The sequence below is a fragment of the Thermaerobacter composti genome, from assembly GCF_033582035.1.
Lineage (GTDB): Bacteria > Bacillota > Sulfobacillia > Thermaerobacterales > Thermaerobacteraceae > Thermaerobacter > Thermaerobacter composti.
Window position 1 is genome coordinate 407,234 of sequence record NZ_CP132508.1, and the last position, 15,274, is coordinate 422,507.

Consider the following 15,274-nt stretch of genomic DNA (forward strand, 5'->3'; position numbering starts at 1 on the left):
TCCGGCGGCGGTGCCGGTTCGTCCGATGGAGGTGGCGCTGCCGTGGAGCTGGTGCAGGACATCCCCACCCTGCGGGACCGCATCGCCCGCTGGCGTCGCGAGGACCCCGACGGCCGGGTGGGGTTCGTGCCCACCATGGGTTACCTCCACGAGGGGCACCTGGCCCTGATCCGCCGGGCGCGGGCGGAGTGCCGCCGCGTGGTGGTGAGCGTGTTCGTCAACCCGCTGCAGTTCGGCCCCCACGAGGACTACGCCCGCTACCCGCGGGACCTGGACCGTGACCGACGCCTGGCCGCCGCCGCCGGGGCCGACCTGCTCTTCCACCCGTCGGTGGAGGTCATGTACCCCCGGGGCGAGCCCGGCGTCTTCGTCGACGTGGGCGACCTGGCGCGCCGCTGGGAGGGGGCCCGCCGGCCCGGGCACTTCCGCGGCGTGGTCACCGTGGTGACCAAGCTCTTCCACCTGGTCCAGCCCGACCGGGCCTACTTCGGGCAGAAGGACGCCCAGCAGGCGGTGATCATCCGCCGGATGGTGGCGGACCTGGACTTCCCCGTGGAGGTGGTGGTCTGCCCCACGGTCCGGGAGCCGGACGGCCTGGCCTTGAGCTCGCGCAACGTCTACCTGGACCGGCGCCAGCGGCAGGCGGCGCCCACGCTCTACCGGGCGCTCGTGGCGGCCCGCCGGCGCCTGGAGGCCGGCGAGCGGGAGGGGCCGGCGCTGGTCGCCGCCATGGAGGCCGTGCTCCGGGCCGAGCCGCTCCTCGAGCCCGAGTATGCGGCGGTGGTCGGCGCCAGCGACCTGGAGCCCCTGGAGCGGGTGGAGGGGGAGGTGTTGCTCCTGGTGGCGGCGCGGCTGGGCTCGACCCGCCTGATCGACAACCTGTGGCTCGTCGTCGACGCCGCGGGCGTCCGGGACCGCTGGACCTGACGTAGCCCTGCCAGGCGGAGGCTTGTCAGCGTCCCGTCGTTGCCTTATCATCAGCCTACCCGTTGGGGATGCGCCGGGGACGGTGGCCGGCGGGCGTCCTCGCCGCGCCGTGCGGCGTGCTGCGCCTGCGGTGTCGCGGGACCCAGGGGTGCGGCACCGGTGGGGCGCGCAGGACGCGGTGCCGGGGGCGTGCAAGGGTCGGGCCTCGGCGGTCTGCACGGACGCGGCGCCGGAGGTGTGCCGGGGTGCGGCCCCCGCGGACTGTAGGGACGCGGCGCCGGTGGTGTGCCGGGGTGCGGCACCTGCGGCGCCCGGGCGGCGGGGCGGCGCACCCGCCCTTGCATGCGCATACCATGGGACACCCACCGTCGATGCGCGTCGACGGTGGCGGGTCGCCGAAGGGCGGTGCCCGGCTGCGTCTAGGCCAGGCCGCGGTGGAGCGGCGGTTCGGGCCCTGCACCGTCGCCCAGCGTCCCGGCCGGGCGGCTTCCACGGCCAGCCGACCCCGTCGGGAGAGACCGCCCGACGCCAGCCGGCCCCGTCGAGCCCCGTCGGGAGGGACCGTCCGACGCCATCTGGTCCCCGTCGAGACCCGTCGGGAGGGACCGTCCGCGGCCATCCGGCCCCCGTCGGGACCCGTCGGGAGAGGACGCCGACGACGACGAAGCCGCCGCGACCGAACGTCGACCTCAGGCCAGAGGACGCAGCCACCATCCCACGACGTCGACCGCACCGTCCGGCCCGGACCCGCGACCCGGCGGCCCGGACCCGCGACCCGGAGCAGGGTGGTGCGAGCGAACCGCATCGACAGCACACCGCGAGTCACGGCGAACCGACGCAGGGGGCCCCACCCGGCCCCAAGCCGCCCGTAGCAGGACGAACCGCCTGGGATCGCCACCCTGTCGGCCCGTTCCTCCCGCGACGAACCGCTCCGCGTACATAGCGAGTCCGGCCGCCCGCCGGCGGTCCGGGACGCCCAGGATCTGGATTGTCCCGACGGCATGGCGGCCCTCGCGGCCACATAGACCCGAAGAAACCCCACCCTCGCCGCATCCAGCCGTACATACCGCGAGGGGGTGAGGTCCGTGCCGCGGGGCGCCATCGACTGGTCCCTCCACCGGAAGGGGCCCGTGGACCAGGCGCGCCATCAGGAGAAGGTCCGCGCCGCCATTCGTGAGAACCTGGCCGACCTGATCGCCGACGAGTCCCTGCTGACCAGCGACGGTCGACGCGTGGTCAAGGTTCCCGTGCGCTCCCTGCGGGAGTACCGCTTCCGCTTCAGCACCCACCGCAACCCCCAGGTGGGGCAGGGCCGGGGCGGCCGCCGCAAGGGGGACGTGCTGGCCCGCCAGCCGGGGGACCCCGGCGCCCAGGGGGACCCCCACGGCGCCGGCCACGAACCCGGCATCGACTACTACGAGACCGAGGTCGCCCTGGAGGATCTGGAGGCCGTCCTCTTCGAGGAGCTGGAGCTGCCCAACCTCGAGCCGCGCCGCCAGGCGGTGCTGGACGCCCAGCGGCCCCGCTTCACCGAGATCACCCGGGCCGGACCGCTCAGCCGCGCCGACCTGCGCCGCGCCCTGAAGGAGAACCTCCGGCGCCACGCCCGGCAGGGCGAGGCCCGGCTCGGCCCCTTCCGCCGCGAGGACCTGCGGTACCGCAGCTGGCGGGACGATCCGCGTCCCCAGGCCCGGGCCGTGGTCGTCGCCATGCGGGACGTCTCGGGCAGCATGGGCGAGTTCAAGAAGGCGATGTCCCGCACCTTCTTCTTCTGGATGAACCGGTTCCTCCAGACCCGCTACCGCACCGTCGAGCGGGTGTTCATCACCCATCACACCGAGGCCCAGGAGGTCGACGAGGAGCGGTTCTTCTACCTGGGCGAGAGCGGCGGCACCCGGGTCTCCTCCGCGTATCGCTTGGCGCTGGAGATCGTCGCCCAGCGCTACCCGCCGGCGGAGTGGAACGTCTACGCCGTCCACTTCTCCGACGGCGACAACTGGGGGGAGAGCGACAACGGGCTCTGCGTCCAGCTGGCGCGGGAGCTGGCCGAGCAGGCGCGCCTCTTCGCCTACGGCGAGATCAACGACAGCGGCTACCGCTCGCCCTTGATGACCGCCTTCGCGGGATTGCGGCACCCCCGCTTCGTGCGGGTGCAGATCAGCCGGCGCGAGGACGTCTACCCGGCGCTGAAGGCGATCTTCCGGGCGCACCCGGAAGGGGCTCCGGCCGCGGCGCCGGAGCGGCCCGCGGGGCGAGGTGAGCGCCCATGACCGCAGCGGGCGTCACCGCCTCGGGGCCGGGCGCCGAGCGGCTCCTGCCCCACCTGGAGCGGATCTGGGCCGTGGCGCGGGAGCTGGGGTTCGACCCCCTGCCCACCCACTTCGAGGTGGTGCCGGCGTCCGTGGTCTACGAGGTGGCGGCCTACGGGCTGCCGGGACGCTTCACCCACTGGAGCCACGGCAAGGCCTACCACCTGTTGAAGACGCGCCACGACTACGGCCTGCACCGCATCTACGAGCTGGTGATCCACGCCGACCCCTGCCAGGCGCTGCTGCTGGAGAGCAACACGCTGCTGGAGAACCTGTTCGTCGCGGCCCACGTGGCGGGGCACGCCGACTTCTTCCGCCACAACGTGTTCTTCCGCCGGGCCGGCCGCGACATGGCCGCTCTGGCGGCCGTCCACGCCGAGCGGGTGCGCCGGTACGAGTCGGACCACGGCGTCGAGGCGGTGGAGCGGGTGCTGGACGCCGCCCTGGCGCTGGAGCCCCACACCGACCCCTGGCTGCGGGACCCGGACGCGGTGCCGCCCTTGCGGCCCGAGGAGCCGTGCGAGGACGTGCTGCTGTTCCTGCAGCACCACGCGCCGGAGCTCGCCGACTGGGAGCGGGACCTGCTGGCCATGGTGCGGGCCGAGCGCCTCTACTTCTGGCCCCTGGTCCGCACCAAGGTGATGAACGAGGGGTGGGCCTGCATCGCCCACACCCGCATCCTGCGCCGGCTCGAGCTGTCCGACGGCGACTACATGGAGTTCGCCCGGCTCCACGCCGGCATCCAGGCCGCCTCCCCCTTCGCCTTCAACCCCTACGCCGTCGGGTACCACGTCTGGGAGCGGATCCTGGCCACCCGCGGCTGGGACGAGGCGCGCCTCATCCTGGAGACCGAGGACGACGTGGCCTTCCTGCGCAACCACCTGGACCGGCAGGTGGTGGAGGCGTGCGACCTCTTCGTGTACGCCCGCCAGGGCGACCGCTGGGTCGTCGTGGAGGACGACTGGGAGGCGATCCGGGACCTCCTGGTCCTGAGCCGCGTCCGCGGCGGCTTCCCGCTGATCGTGGTGGTGGACGGCGACCACCGCGGCCGGGGAGAGCTGCTGCTGCGCCACGTCTTCGACGGGCGGGAGCTGGACCTGGACGAGGCGCGGCGGGCGCTGGCCCACGTGGAGCGCCTGTGGCGGCGCCCGGTGTACCTGGAGACCCGGGTCGACGGCCGGGACGTGGTGCTGTCGGCGTCGCCCGCCGAGAAGGGGTGAGACCGCGATGGGCGAGACCGGGACGAACCTGCACGACCTGTTGCGACGCCACCGGGAGGAGGAGGCCCGCCTGCGCTGGGAGGGCACCTTCGCCGACTACCTCGAGATCGTGCGCCGCCGGCCCGAGGTGGCCCGCCTGAGCCACGCCCGGCTCTTCGACATGCTCAAGGCGGCGGGGGTGACCGAGGCGGAGGAGGGCGGCGACGGCGAGGCGCGGCCGCGGCAGATCCACTTCTTCGACGGCCAGCTCTTCGGCCTGGAGGAACCCCTCAACCAGCTCTACGACTACCTGGAGTCCGCGGCGCGGCGGCTGGAGGTGCGCAAGCGCATCCTGCTGCTCATGGGGCCGGTGGGCGGCGGCAAGTCGACCATCGTCACCCTGCTCAAGCGGGGTCTGGAGCGGTACACGCGCACCGACGCGGGGGCGGTCTACGCCCTCAAGGGCTGCCCGATGCATGAGGAACCCCTGCACCTGATCCCGGAGCCGCTGCGGCCCCAGGTGAGCCGCGAGCTGGGCGTCCACATCGAGGGCAGCCTCTGCCCCGTCTGCCGCTACCGCCTCGAGCACGACTACGGCGGCGACGTGGAGCGCTTCCCCGTCCAGCGGATCGTCTTCTCCGAGGCGGACCGCGTGGGCATCGGCACCTTCACCCCCTCCGACGAGAAGTCCCAGGACATCGCCGAGCTGGTGGGATCCATCGACCTCAGCACCGTGGGCGAGTACGGGACCGAGTCCCATCCCCTGGCCTACCGCTTCGACGGGGAGCTCAACGTGGCGAACCGCGGCCTGATGGAGTTCGTGGAGCTGCTCAAGGCCCAGACGGAGTTCCTCTACGCGCTGCTCACCCTCTCCCAGGAGCAGTCCATCAAGACGGGCCGCTTCGCCATGATCTACGCCGACGAGGTGGTCATCGGCCACACCAACGAGGCGGAGTACCAGGCCTTCGTCAAGAACGAGCGCAACGAGGCCCTGATCGACCGGATGATCCTGATCAAGGTGCCCTACAACCTGCGCCTGTCGGAGGAGGTGAAGATCTACCGCAAGCTGCTGGCGGAGAGCGACCTCCAGGGCGTGCACGTCGCGCCCCACACCCTGGAGGTGGCGGCGATGTTCGCCATCCTGACCCGCCTGGAGCCGCCCAAGCACCCCAACCTGACGCTGATGAAGAAGCTGCGCCTCTACGACGGCCAGCCGGTGGAGGGCTTCAGCCCGCGGGACGTGCGGGAGATGCGGGAGGCGGCGGAGCGGGAGGGGATGACGGGCGTCTCGCCCCGCTACGTGATCAACTGCCTCTCCAGCGCGGTGATCCGGGCGGAGAACCGCTGCCTCGGGCCGCTGGCGGCCTTGCGCGCCCTGCGGGACGGGCTGGACCACCACACGGGGCTCACGCGGGAGCAGCGGGAGCGCTACCTCAACCTGATCCACGAGGTGCGCCGCGAGTACGACGAGATCGCGAAGAACGAGGTCCACCGCGCCTTCGTCTACTCCTTCGAGGAGTCGGCGCGCAACCTGTTCAACAACTACCTCGACCACATCGAGGCCTACTGCAACAAGACCAAGCTGCGCGACCCCATCACCGAGGAGGAGCGGGACCCCGACGAGAAGCTGATGCGCTCCATCGAGGAGCAGATCGGCGTGCCGGAGAGCGCCAAGAAGGCCTTCCGCGAGGAGATCCTGCTGCGGCTCTCGGCCCTGGCCCGGCGCGGCCAGAAGTTCGACTACACCTCCCACGACCGGCTGCGGGAGGCCATCGAGAGGAAGCTCTTCAGCGACCTGCGCAACGTGGTGAAGATCACCACCTCGGCGAGCCACCCGGACGAGGAGCAGCTGAAGCGCATCAACCAGGTGGTCCAACGGCTCTGCGAGCGGCAGGGGTACTGCTCGGCCTGCGCCAACGAGACGGTGCGCTACGTGGGGCAGCTTTTGGGGCGGTGAGGGCCGACGACGAACCAGTCCCCGACTCGCCTCGCGGGCGCCGGGGGCGGCGGGTGCGGGGCGCCTGGCCCCGGAGGCGCGGACCAGTCGGCCCGTCGGCCGCGGCGGCCGGGCGCCGTGAAGGGCGTCCCGCCGAAACGTCTCACCGGGACGAACCGGCCGCCGCCCGGCGGCGGCGCCAGCGGGCCGCTGCGGTCCAGAGCAGCGTGCCGAGGAGGAGCCCCCACGCCAGCCGGTCGAGCCAAAGGGCCACCGTCGGCGCCCGCAGGTGCAGCACCACCAGGGCGTAGGTCCAGGCGAAGGACCACACCACGTCGTGGAGCGCGAGGTAGGCCATCAGCGCCAGCAGGGTCCGATCCAGCCGCGGCAGGGCGCACAGCACCCAGAAGGCCTGGGCGAAGCCCGGCCCCACCCAGCGCCACGCGGTCAGCGCGGCCCATCCCGTGGGGCTGCGGGCCCACCGGTCCACCCGCTCGGCCAGGCGCTCCATGGAGCCCCATCGGCGCCGGGCGGCGTCGATGCCGCGCCAGCCCCACCATCGCCCGAGGACGAACACGGCGACGTGCCCGGCCAGGGTGGCGGCGGCCGCGAGGGCTCCTGCCACGAGCCATCCCACGTCCGCCTGGGCGGCCCACGCGGCCAGGAGCGTGAACAGCGCCACCGTGGTCAGCGGGATGCCGAAGGAGTGCAGGGCGAACCCGGCCGCCAGCAGGCCGGCTTCGGTCAGCTCGTGCAGCGGGATCGCCAGCACGCCGCCGTGGGCCGTCACCGCGGACCACCTCCACCCGCCAGGATAGCAGCCCGCCAACGGCGAGCGGGAGCCTGGACAGGCTCCCGCTCGCCTTCCGCCCCCGCGTGGGCACGGGATGGCGGTGAACCCTCGCACGGCCGGCTGCCGCCTCACTTCTGGCGGTACTGGGGCTCCTGCTGCTGGATCTGCTGGAGACGCTGCTTGAGGCCGTTGACCGTCTGCTCCATCTGGTTGGCCAGGTTCTGGAACAGCTGCTTGGCCTGCTGGTCCTGGGTCTCCAGCTGGTAGCTCTTCAGGTCCGCCAGAATGCTCTCGGCGTTGGCCAGCGTCTGCTGCATCTTGCTGCCGACCGTCACGCGGCTCACCCCCCGGACCTAATGTCGGCGCCCCGGGCGCGGGCGATGTCCGGCAATGGGTTGTTGCCGTGCCGGCGGACATGCGGCCCCACCGCTGCGCTACCATGGAAGGGTCAGGACGCTGTCCGGCGAAGGGGGCGGACGGGGCCGCGCGGGCGGGACGCGCCGCGCGTCCGTCGCCGCGGGGTACCCCGTCGCAGGAACCCTTCCTGTCGGGCGCCTTGCACCGCGCTTCGGGCAGCACCGCCCAGTGGGTGGGAAGGGGAGGGCGAGATCCCGTGCAGCGCATCGCGCTCTTGACCAGCGGCGGCGACGCGCCGGGGATGAACGCGGCGGTGCGCGCGGTGGTGCGGCGCGCGTTGGCCGCGGGCTGCCAGCCCATCGGGGTGCAGGAGGGCTACGCCGGCCTGATCGAGGGCCGCATGGAGGAGCTCGACCACCGGGCGGTGGGCGACATCATCCACCGCGGCGGGACCATCCTCCGCACCGCGCGCAGCGAGGCCTTCCGCACCTCCGAGGGCCAGCAGCGGGCCCTGGAACAGCTCCGCCGCCACGGCATCGAGGGGCTGGTCGCCATCGGCGGCGACGGGACGCTGCGCGGGGCCCTGGCCCTGCACCGCCAGGGCTTCCCGGTGGTGGGCGTCCCCGCCACCATCGACAACGACCTGGCGGGCACCGACGTCACCATCGGCTTCGACACCGCCGTCAACACCGTGCTGGAGGCGATCAACCGGGTGCGGGACACGGCCACCGCCCACGGGCGCACCTTCGTCATCGAGGTCATGGGACGGCACAGCGGCCAGATCGCGCTGATGGCCGGCCTGGCCGGTGGCGCCGAGTCCATCCTGGTGCCCGAGGTACCCTACGACCTGGACGACGTCTGCGCCCGGCTCCTGCGCGGCCGCCAGCGCGGCAAGCGCCACAGCATCATCGTGGTGGCCGAGGGCGCTGCGCGCGGCTTCGAGGTGGCCCAGGCCATCGAGGCGCGCACCGGCCTGGAGACCCGGGTGACGGTGCTGGGGCACATCCAGCGCGGGGGCACGCCCTCGGGCCGCGACCGGATGGTGGCCAGCATCCTCGGGGCCGCGGCGGTGGAGGCCCTGCTGGCGGGCCAGTCGGGGGTCATGGTGGGCGTGCGCGGGGACGGCTGGATGGCCACCCCCATCGAGGAGGTGCTGGCCTCGCCCCGCCCCCTTCCGGCCGGGTGGATGGAGCTGGCCGAGATTCTCGCCCGCTGACGCGCCGGCCGCGGGAGCGGCAGCGGGCCGGGGAGCCGCGCGAGGGTGGGTTGCCCCGCGCGGGACTCGGGGCGCCCCCGCGGCGAGGACCCGGGCTCCCGCGCGGGAAGCGACGCGCGAGGTGTCCCCGCGGCCGGACCCAAGCCGTCCCTCGGGGGACGCGAGACGTCCCTGCGGCCGGCATCCGGCGCGCCCCCGTGCCCGGGACCGAGACCCCCGCGGGGATGCCGGGCGTCTCCGAGGTCGCGACCGGTGCCCTCGCGCGGGACTTGGGAGGCCCCCGCGCCCGCACGGCCCGACCGCCCACCCACTGCTAGCGCGAGGTGATGGCCGTGGAGTTCCGCCGGACCAAGATCGTGTGCACCCTGGGTCCGTCCACCGACGACCCCGCGGTGCTCCGCCGCCTCCTGCAGGCCGGCATGGACGTGGCCCGCATCAACCTCTCCCACGGCACCGCGGCCGACCACCGACGGCGGGTCGAGACGCTGCGGGCGGTGGCGCGCGAGCTCGGCCGCGACGACGTGGGCATCCTCTTCGACACCCGCGGCCCCGAGGTACGGGTCGGCCCACTGCCCGGCGGGGCCTTGGAGCTGGCCACCGGCCAGCGGGTGGCCCTGGTCGCCGCCGGGCAGGGCGAGGCCAACGGCGGGGAGGGCGCGCCGGGCTCGACACCGGCCGCGAGGGCGGCCGGTTCGTCCGGAGGAACCGGCGCAGACCAGGGGGCCGCGGGGGCTGCCGCGCCGTCGGGTGCCGGTTCCCGCGAGGCGTTGCCCGAGGTGCCCGTGATCCCCCTTTCCTACAGCCGCGTGGCCACCAGCGTGGGGCCGGGCGACCGCATCCTGCTGGACGACGGCAACCTGGTGCTGACGGTCGAGGGGGGCGACGGCGTCTACGTGTACTGTCGCGTGGACGCCGGCGGCCGGCTGCTCCAGGGGAAGAAGGCGACCCTGCCGGCGGAGAGCCTGGACCTGCCCTACCTCAACGAGGCGGACCGGGACGACGTGCGCCTGGGCATCGAGCTGGGCATCGACTTCATCGCCGCCTCCTTCGTCCGGTCGGCGGCCGACGTCCACGCGCTGCGCCGGGTGATCGAGGAGGCGGGCGGCGACCAGTGGGTCATCGCCAAGATCGAGAACCGGCTGGGCGTCGAGCGCCTCGACGAGATCCTGGCCAGCGCCGACGGGCTGATGGTGGCCCGCGGGGATCTGGGGGTCGAGCTGCCCGTCGAGGAGATCCCCGTGCTGCAGAAGCAGATCATCCAGGCGGCCAACCGCGCCGGCAAGCCGGTGATCACGGCGACCCAGATGCTGGAGTCCATGGTCCACCACCCGCGTCCCACCCGGGCCGAGAGCACCGACGTCGCCAACGCGATCCTGGACGGCACCGACGCGGTGATGCTGTCGGCGGAGACGGCGGCGGGCCGGTATCCGGTGGAGGCCGTGGAGATCATGGCCCGCATCGCGCGGCGCACCGAGGCCGCCCTGGACTACGCCCAGCGCCTGGCGCGCCTCGCCCAGGAGGAGCACCGCACGGTCACCGACGCCGTCAGCTACGCCTCCTGCACGGCCGCGGAGAACCTGGGCGCCGCCGCGATCCTCACCGCCACCCAGTCGGGCTACACCTCGCGCATGATCTCCCGCTACCGCCCGCGCCAGCCCATCGTGGCGCTCACCCCGAGCCCCCGGGTGGCGCGCAAGCTCAGCCTGGTCTGGGGTGTGCGGGCGCTGGTCATCGAGCCCCAGGACGACGTGGACGGGCTGATCGAGCACGCGCTGCGGGGCGCGGTGAGGGGCGGGTTCGTCCGGCCCGGGGACCTGGTGGTGATCACCGCCGGCGTCCCTGTGGGCCAGCCCGGCACCACCAACATGCTGCAGGTGCACACCGTGGGCCAGGCGGTCTTGCGGGGCACCGGCGTCGGCCAGGGGAGCCACACCGGCCCCGTGCGCATCGTGCGCGACCCCGAGGCGGCGGGACCCTTCCACGGCGGGGAGGTCCTGGTCGCCGCCGCCACCGATCGCGACTTCATGCCGCTGATCGAGAAGGCCGGCGCCCTGATCACCGAAGAGGGCGGCCTGACCTCCCACGCGGCCATCGTCGGGTTGCACCGCGGCATCCCGACCATCGTCGGCGCGGCGGGGGCTTTGGAGACCCTCCAGGACGGCGAGACGGTCACCGTCGACGCTCGGCGCGGCCTGGTGTACCGCGGCTGGGCGCGGGTCGGGTGAGGGCGAGCCGGCTCCGCGGCCAAGCCCTCAGCGCGCTCCTCCGGACGAACCGGCTCTGCCGGGTGGCCACGGCGCGGACCCCGAGGCGGGGCGGCGCGGGCGACGCGGTGAGCCCGACCCCGAGGGCAGGCTGCGTTCGTCCGGATGCCCGGGGCATGGCCGCCGCCCCACGGCTGGTACAATGGAGGCGTGGAAAGGGGGGACGCCACCGTGTCCGAGGTGACGCGGGAGCAGGTCCTCAACGCGCTGGCGCAGGTCAAGGACCCCGAGCTCAACCGCAACCTGGTGGAGCTGAACATGGTCCGCGACCTCCAGATCGACGGCGGTCGCGTCGAGGTGGAGGTCGCGCTGACGGTGCGGGGCTGCCCGTTGCGGTACGAGATCAAGAAGGACGTGGAGTCGAAGCTGCTGGCCATCCCGGGGGTGACCGAGGCGGTGGTCCACCTGGGGGCCATGACCGACGAGGAGCGCCAGCAGCTGATCGAGAAGTTCCGGCAGCCGCGCCAGCCCAAGTCGCGCATCATGGCGGACGACTCCCCGACCGTGATCCTGGCCATCGCCAGCGGCAAGGGCGGCGTGGGCAAGTCCACGGTGACGGCCAACCTGGCCGCGGCCCTGCGGGTCCTGGGCTACAAGGTCGGCGTGCTGGATGCCGACATCTACGGCTTCAGCATCCCCGGCATGCTGGGCATCGAGGGGCGCAAGCCCGTGGCCTTCAACAAGGCCATCGTGCCGATCCCCGCCCACGGCATGCAGGTCATGTCCATGGGCTTCTTCGTCGACGCCGACACGCCCCTGATCTGGCGCGGGCCCATGCTGATGGGCGCCGTCGAACAGTTCCTGGCCGACGTGCTCTGGGATGACCTGGACTTCTTCCTCATCGACCTGCCGCCCGGCACGGGCGACGTGCCGCTGAGCATCATGCAGAAGCTGCCGCGGGCGCAGGTCGTGGTGGTGACCACGCCGCAGCCGGCGTCGGTGACGGTGGCCCAGCGCGCGGGCATCATGGCCCGCAAGGTGCAGCACGAGGTGCTGGGCGTGATCGAGAACATGTCGTATCTGGTGTGCTCGCGCTGCGGCGAGCGCCACGAGATCTTCGGCCGGGGCGGCGGCCAGCAGCTGGCGGAGAAGCTGGGCACGCGCCTGCTGGGCCAGCTGCCCATTCAGGAGGAGCTGCGCGAGGCGGCCGACGCGGGCAAGCCGGTGGCGATCCACGCGCCCGAGAGCCAGGTGGCCAAGGCCTTCCTGGAACTGGCGGGCCGCATCGCGGAGATCACCCTGCCGGCCGAGCGGCTGGTCGCGGCCTCGCGCTGAACCGGCCCGGCGGCGAGGGGGGCCGCGGCCTCGCAGGGGACGAGCTTGCGGCGAGGAGGCCACGGCTTCGATGCTGGATCGGCCACCAGAGGGGGGCCGTGGCCTCACACAGCACCGGTCGCGGGAAGAACCGGCCGCGAGAAGAACCGGCCAGGCGTCGCCGAGAGGTTCTCGGCGGCCCCTGGCCGGTTGCCGTTTCCTGGCCCCGGGGCGGGGGCCCCGGGGCGGGCCGCGAGGCGGAAGGTGGAAGCAACTTCCGGGGCGAACGGGTGCACCCACAGCGGCTTGCGTGGCCATCTCCTGGCAGGTGGGGCTGGGTCTGATCCACCCCGAGCGGGAGCCGGTGACGACGGACCCTTCCAGCCGCGGCCTGGCCTTTGAGGACGTGACCTTCACGAGCCGCGACGGCGTCCGCCTCGAGGGCTGGTTCCTCCCCGCGGCGGGCGGCGTGGCGCCCCGGACGGTGATCTTCGCCCACGGCTACGGGAAGAACCGGCTGCAGGACGACGTGCCCGCCCTGGATGTGGCGGCGGCCCTGGTCCGGGCCGGGTTCGTAACTGCTGACCAAACTATCGTCAAATCTTATCAGACGTAGGCGAAACATTTCACCTCCGCCTCCTGTTCCTCTTTCGTGTATGGAACAGGCGTTTGGTATTATGAGAGAGGGAGGACACGCGGGCCATGCAGGCGACCTTTCAGACGAAGATTCAAGACCGGTCGGTTTACCCGGCGCTGGACGCCATCGCCGCACTGTACGGTCGCCTGCTGCGCCGGTTATTTGTCGATGTCTATGTTCACAATCGTCCCCTTGTTGAGTGCAAGCGGGAATACATTGCCCACTACGGAATCACAGCTCGCCACTTCAATGCTCTGGCCATCGAACTCAAGGCCAAGGTGAAGGCGGCGGAGGAAGCCCATCGGCACCATCTGGTGCATCTGCGCGGGCAGATTCAATCCACCGAACGAGCGATTGCCAAGCTCCAAAAGCAGGAGAAAGCCTTGGCATCGGGCAAGGGCCACTGGGCCGCCCTGCCGCCCGAAGAGCGGGCGGAGCGTCGCCGTCGGGTCCGATTTCAGCTGCACCAGAAGCAACGGCGACTGGCGATGCTTCGCGCCCGCCTTGAAACGGCGGAAGCCCGAACGGGATTGCCGCCGGCGGTTTGCTTTGGTTCTCGGCGTTTGTTTCACCGGCAGTTCCACCTTGAAGAGAATGGGTTTGCTTCTCACGACGAATGGCGCAAGGCATGGCGCGATGCCCGTAGCCAAAGCTTCTTCTGCATCGGATCAAAAGGCGAAATGATCGGGAATTTGAATTGCTCGCTCATCGCCGGGTCATTCCGCCTTCGCGTGCCAAACGCCTTGGCCGCTCGTTTTGGTCGCTGCATTTGGATTCACGGTGTCCGCTTCCCCTACGGGGATGATGTGATTTCGCGTGCCATCGCAACCGGGCAAGCGATTTCCTACCGCTTTGTCCGTAAGCGCGGTGTGTGGTATGTGTTCGCCACCACCGAACGGCCCGCGGCCCCGATCACGACATCGCGGATGGCTGGCGCCCTTGGCGCGGATCTGAACCCCGACCGGCTGGCCGTGGCGGAGGTGGACCGCTTCGGCAACCCGGTGGCGGCTCGCGACATCCGGTTTGAGCTTCAAGGCAAGCGCCGCGAGCAGGTGAAGGCCATCCTGGGCGATGTGGTGGCGGACCTTGTGGCATGGGCAAAGGGCGCCGGCAAGCCCATCGTCGTCGAGCGGCTGGATTTTCGGGAGAAGAAGGCCCGCCTTCGGGAAGAAGGCAACCGCTACGCGCGGATGCTGTCCGCCTTTGCCTACGCCGCGTTTATGGCCCTGCTGCTCTCCCGGGCCGCCCGGGAAGGCGTGGAAGTGATCCGCGTCAACCCGGCCTTCACCAGCGTGATTGGCAAGGTCAAGTTTATGGCCCGGTACGGGCTGTCGCCCCACGCCGCAGCGGCGGTGGCGATTGCCCGCCGGGGCCTTGGTTTGGGCGAGCGCTTGCGCTCTGGAACCGCCCGCCCTCTACCCGCGAGGAATCGAGGGCGGCACGTCTGGAGCGATTGGCGGCGCATCGCCCCGTCGGTGCGCGGCAAGCGGGCGCACCGGCTCTATCAGCGGTCCTCCGAGGACGCCCCAGGTCGGGGGGAACCCCGATCCACCCGGGCACCGGCGGCCTCAAGGCCGCACGGCCCCGGGTGCGATGGTCTGGCTTGGGGTCCGGGGTGCGATCCCCCGGCGCGAATCGTCGGGAGCACCGTTCGCCCGGCGTCATAGGCGGATGCAATAAACGCCTATGTTTTGAGGAACGGTTCAACGTGCTGATGTTCGACTTCCGCAACAGCGGGGAGTCGGGCGGCGACCGCACCACGGTAGGCCAAGACGAGGTGCAGGACCTGGCGGCGGCCGTGGAGTGGGTGCGCCGTACCCACGGGCCGGACCAGGCCGTGGGCCTGCTGGGCTGGTCCATGGGGGCGGTGACGGCGATCCTCACCGCCGGCGGGGCCGAACCGGTGCAGGCCGTGGTGGCCGACGCGCCCTTCGCCGACCTGCAGACCTACCTGGAGGAGAACCTGTCCCACTGGACGGGGCTGCCCGATTTCCCCTTCAACTGGCTGATCCGCACCCTGCTGCCGCCGCTGGTCGACGTCCACCCCGAACGCGTGCGGCCCGTGGAGGCGGTAACGCGGATGGCGCCCACACCCCTTTTGCTCATCCACGGCACCGCGGACACGGTGATCGGTCCCCACCACAGCCGCCACCTGCAGATCGTGGCCGAGCGGTCGGGGGTTCCGGTGGAACTGTGGGAGGTGGAGGGGGCGGGGCACGTCAAGGCCTACGCCACGGCGCCGGATGCCTATCGGCAACGGGTCGTCGCCTTCTTTGATGATCACCTCCGATAAGAATCCTCCGGCCGCAGTGCCACGGACGAACGGTGCAGCGATGCGGCACGAGGGGCGCGACGCCAGGCGGGATGATGCCGCCATGCCCA

At 72.2% G+C, this 15,274-nt stretch carries 12 protein-coding genes; 10 read left to right on the forward strand and 2 right to left on the reverse strand.

Going from position 1 to position 15,274, the window contains the following annotated elements; translation table 11 throughout:
* Positions 1-42 precede the first annotated feature (42 nt).
* From panC to Q5761_RS01690, 4 genes are all read left to right on the forward strand, one after another.
* Complete coding sequence (panC, locus tag Q5761_RS01675; protein ID WP_135224876.1) at positions 43-927, forward strand: pantoate--beta-alanine ligase; 885 nt, start codon at positions 43-45, stop codon at positions 925-927.
* 1,085 nt (positions 928-2,012) lie between these two features.
* Complete coding sequence (gene yhbH / locus Q5761_RS01680) at positions 2,013-3,197, forward strand: sporulation protein YhbH (protein ID WP_318750942.1); 1,185 nt, start codon at positions 2,013-2,015, stop codon at positions 3,195-3,197.
* Positions 3,194-4,456 (forward strand): SpoVR family protein, encoded by a 1,263-nt coding sequence (locus tag Q5761_RS01685; RefSeq protein WP_318750943.1) that lies wholly within the window; start codon positions 3,194-3,196, stop codon positions 4,454-4,456. Before yhbH ends, Q5761_RS01685 begins: the two co-directional genes overlap by 4 nt.
* 7 nt (positions 4,457-4,463) lie before the next feature.
* Positions 4,464-6,392 carry a protein prkA gene (locus Q5761_RS01690; protein WP_318750944.1) on the forward strand — a complete coding sequence of 643 codons (1,929 nt, stop codon included), beginning with the start codon at positions 4,464-4,466 and terminating at the stop codon, positions 6,390-6,392.
* Positions 6,393-6,534: 142 nt separating this feature from the next.
* Here the strand turns inward: Q5761_RS01690 and Q5761_RS01695 are convergent, their stop codons facing one another.
* Both Q5761_RS01695 and Q5761_RS01700 read right to left on the reverse strand, forming a co-directional pair.
* Complete coding sequence (locus Q5761_RS01695; protein WP_135224880.1) at positions 6,535-7,161, reverse strand: hypothetical protein; 627 nt, start codon at positions 7,159-7,161, stop codon at positions 6,535-6,537.
* A 131-nt stretch (positions 7,162-7,292) separates the two neighbouring features.
* A complete protein-coding gene (locus tag Q5761_RS01700) occupies positions 7,293-7,499 on the reverse strand; it encodes a DUF1657 domain-containing protein (protein ID WP_135224881.1) in 207 nt (68 codons plus the stop codon).
* Between the two features lie 278 nt (positions 7,500-7,777).
* Between Q5761_RS01700 and pfkA the strand changes: the two genes are divergently transcribed.
* The 6 genes from pfkA (at position 7,778) to Q5761_RS01730 (ending at position 15,185) form a co-directional block, all read left to right on the forward strand.
* The gene (gene pfkA, locus Q5761_RS01705) at positions 7,778-8,737 is read left to right on the forward strand and encodes a 6-phosphofructokinase (RefSeq protein ID WP_318750945.1); all 960 of its coding nucleotides are present in this window, start codon (positions 7,778-7,780) and stop codon (positions 8,735-8,737) included.
* A 326-nt stretch (positions 8,738-9,063) separates the two neighbouring features.
* Positions 9,064-10,962 carry a pyruvate kinase gene (gene pyk / locus Q5761_RS01710; RefSeq protein ID WP_318750946.1) on the forward strand — a complete coding sequence of 633 codons (1,899 nt, stop codon included), beginning with the start codon at positions 9,064-9,066 and terminating at the stop codon, positions 10,960-10,962.
* A 210-nt stretch (positions 10,963-11,172) separates the two neighbouring features.
* Positions 11,173-12,276, forward strand: a complete 1,104-nt coding sequence (locus Q5761_RS01715; RefSeq protein ID WP_318750947.1) for an Mrp/NBP35 family ATP-binding protein — start codon at positions 11,173-11,175, stop codon at positions 12,274-12,276.
* Positions 12,277-12,565: 289 nt separating this feature from the next.
* Complete coding sequence (locus tag Q5761_RS01720; RefSeq protein ID WP_318750948.1) at positions 12,566-12,871, forward strand: hypothetical protein; 306 nt, start codon at positions 12,566-12,568, stop codon at positions 12,869-12,871.
* 86 nt (positions 12,872-12,957) lie between these two features.
* Positions 12,958-14,559, forward strand: a complete 1,602-nt coding sequence (locus Q5761_RS01725) for an IS200/IS605 family accessory protein TnpB-related protein (protein WP_318750949.1) — start codon at positions 12,958-12,960, stop codon at positions 14,557-14,559.
* Positions 14,508-15,185 (forward strand): alpha/beta hydrolase, encoded by a 678-nt coding sequence (locus tag Q5761_RS01730; RefSeq protein ID WP_318751581.1) that lies wholly within the window; start codon positions 14,508-14,510, stop codon positions 15,183-15,185. The genes Q5761_RS01725 and Q5761_RS01730 overlap by 52 nt, the downstream gene beginning before the upstream one ends.
* The last annotated feature ends 89 nt before the right edge of the window (positions 15,186-15,274 follow it).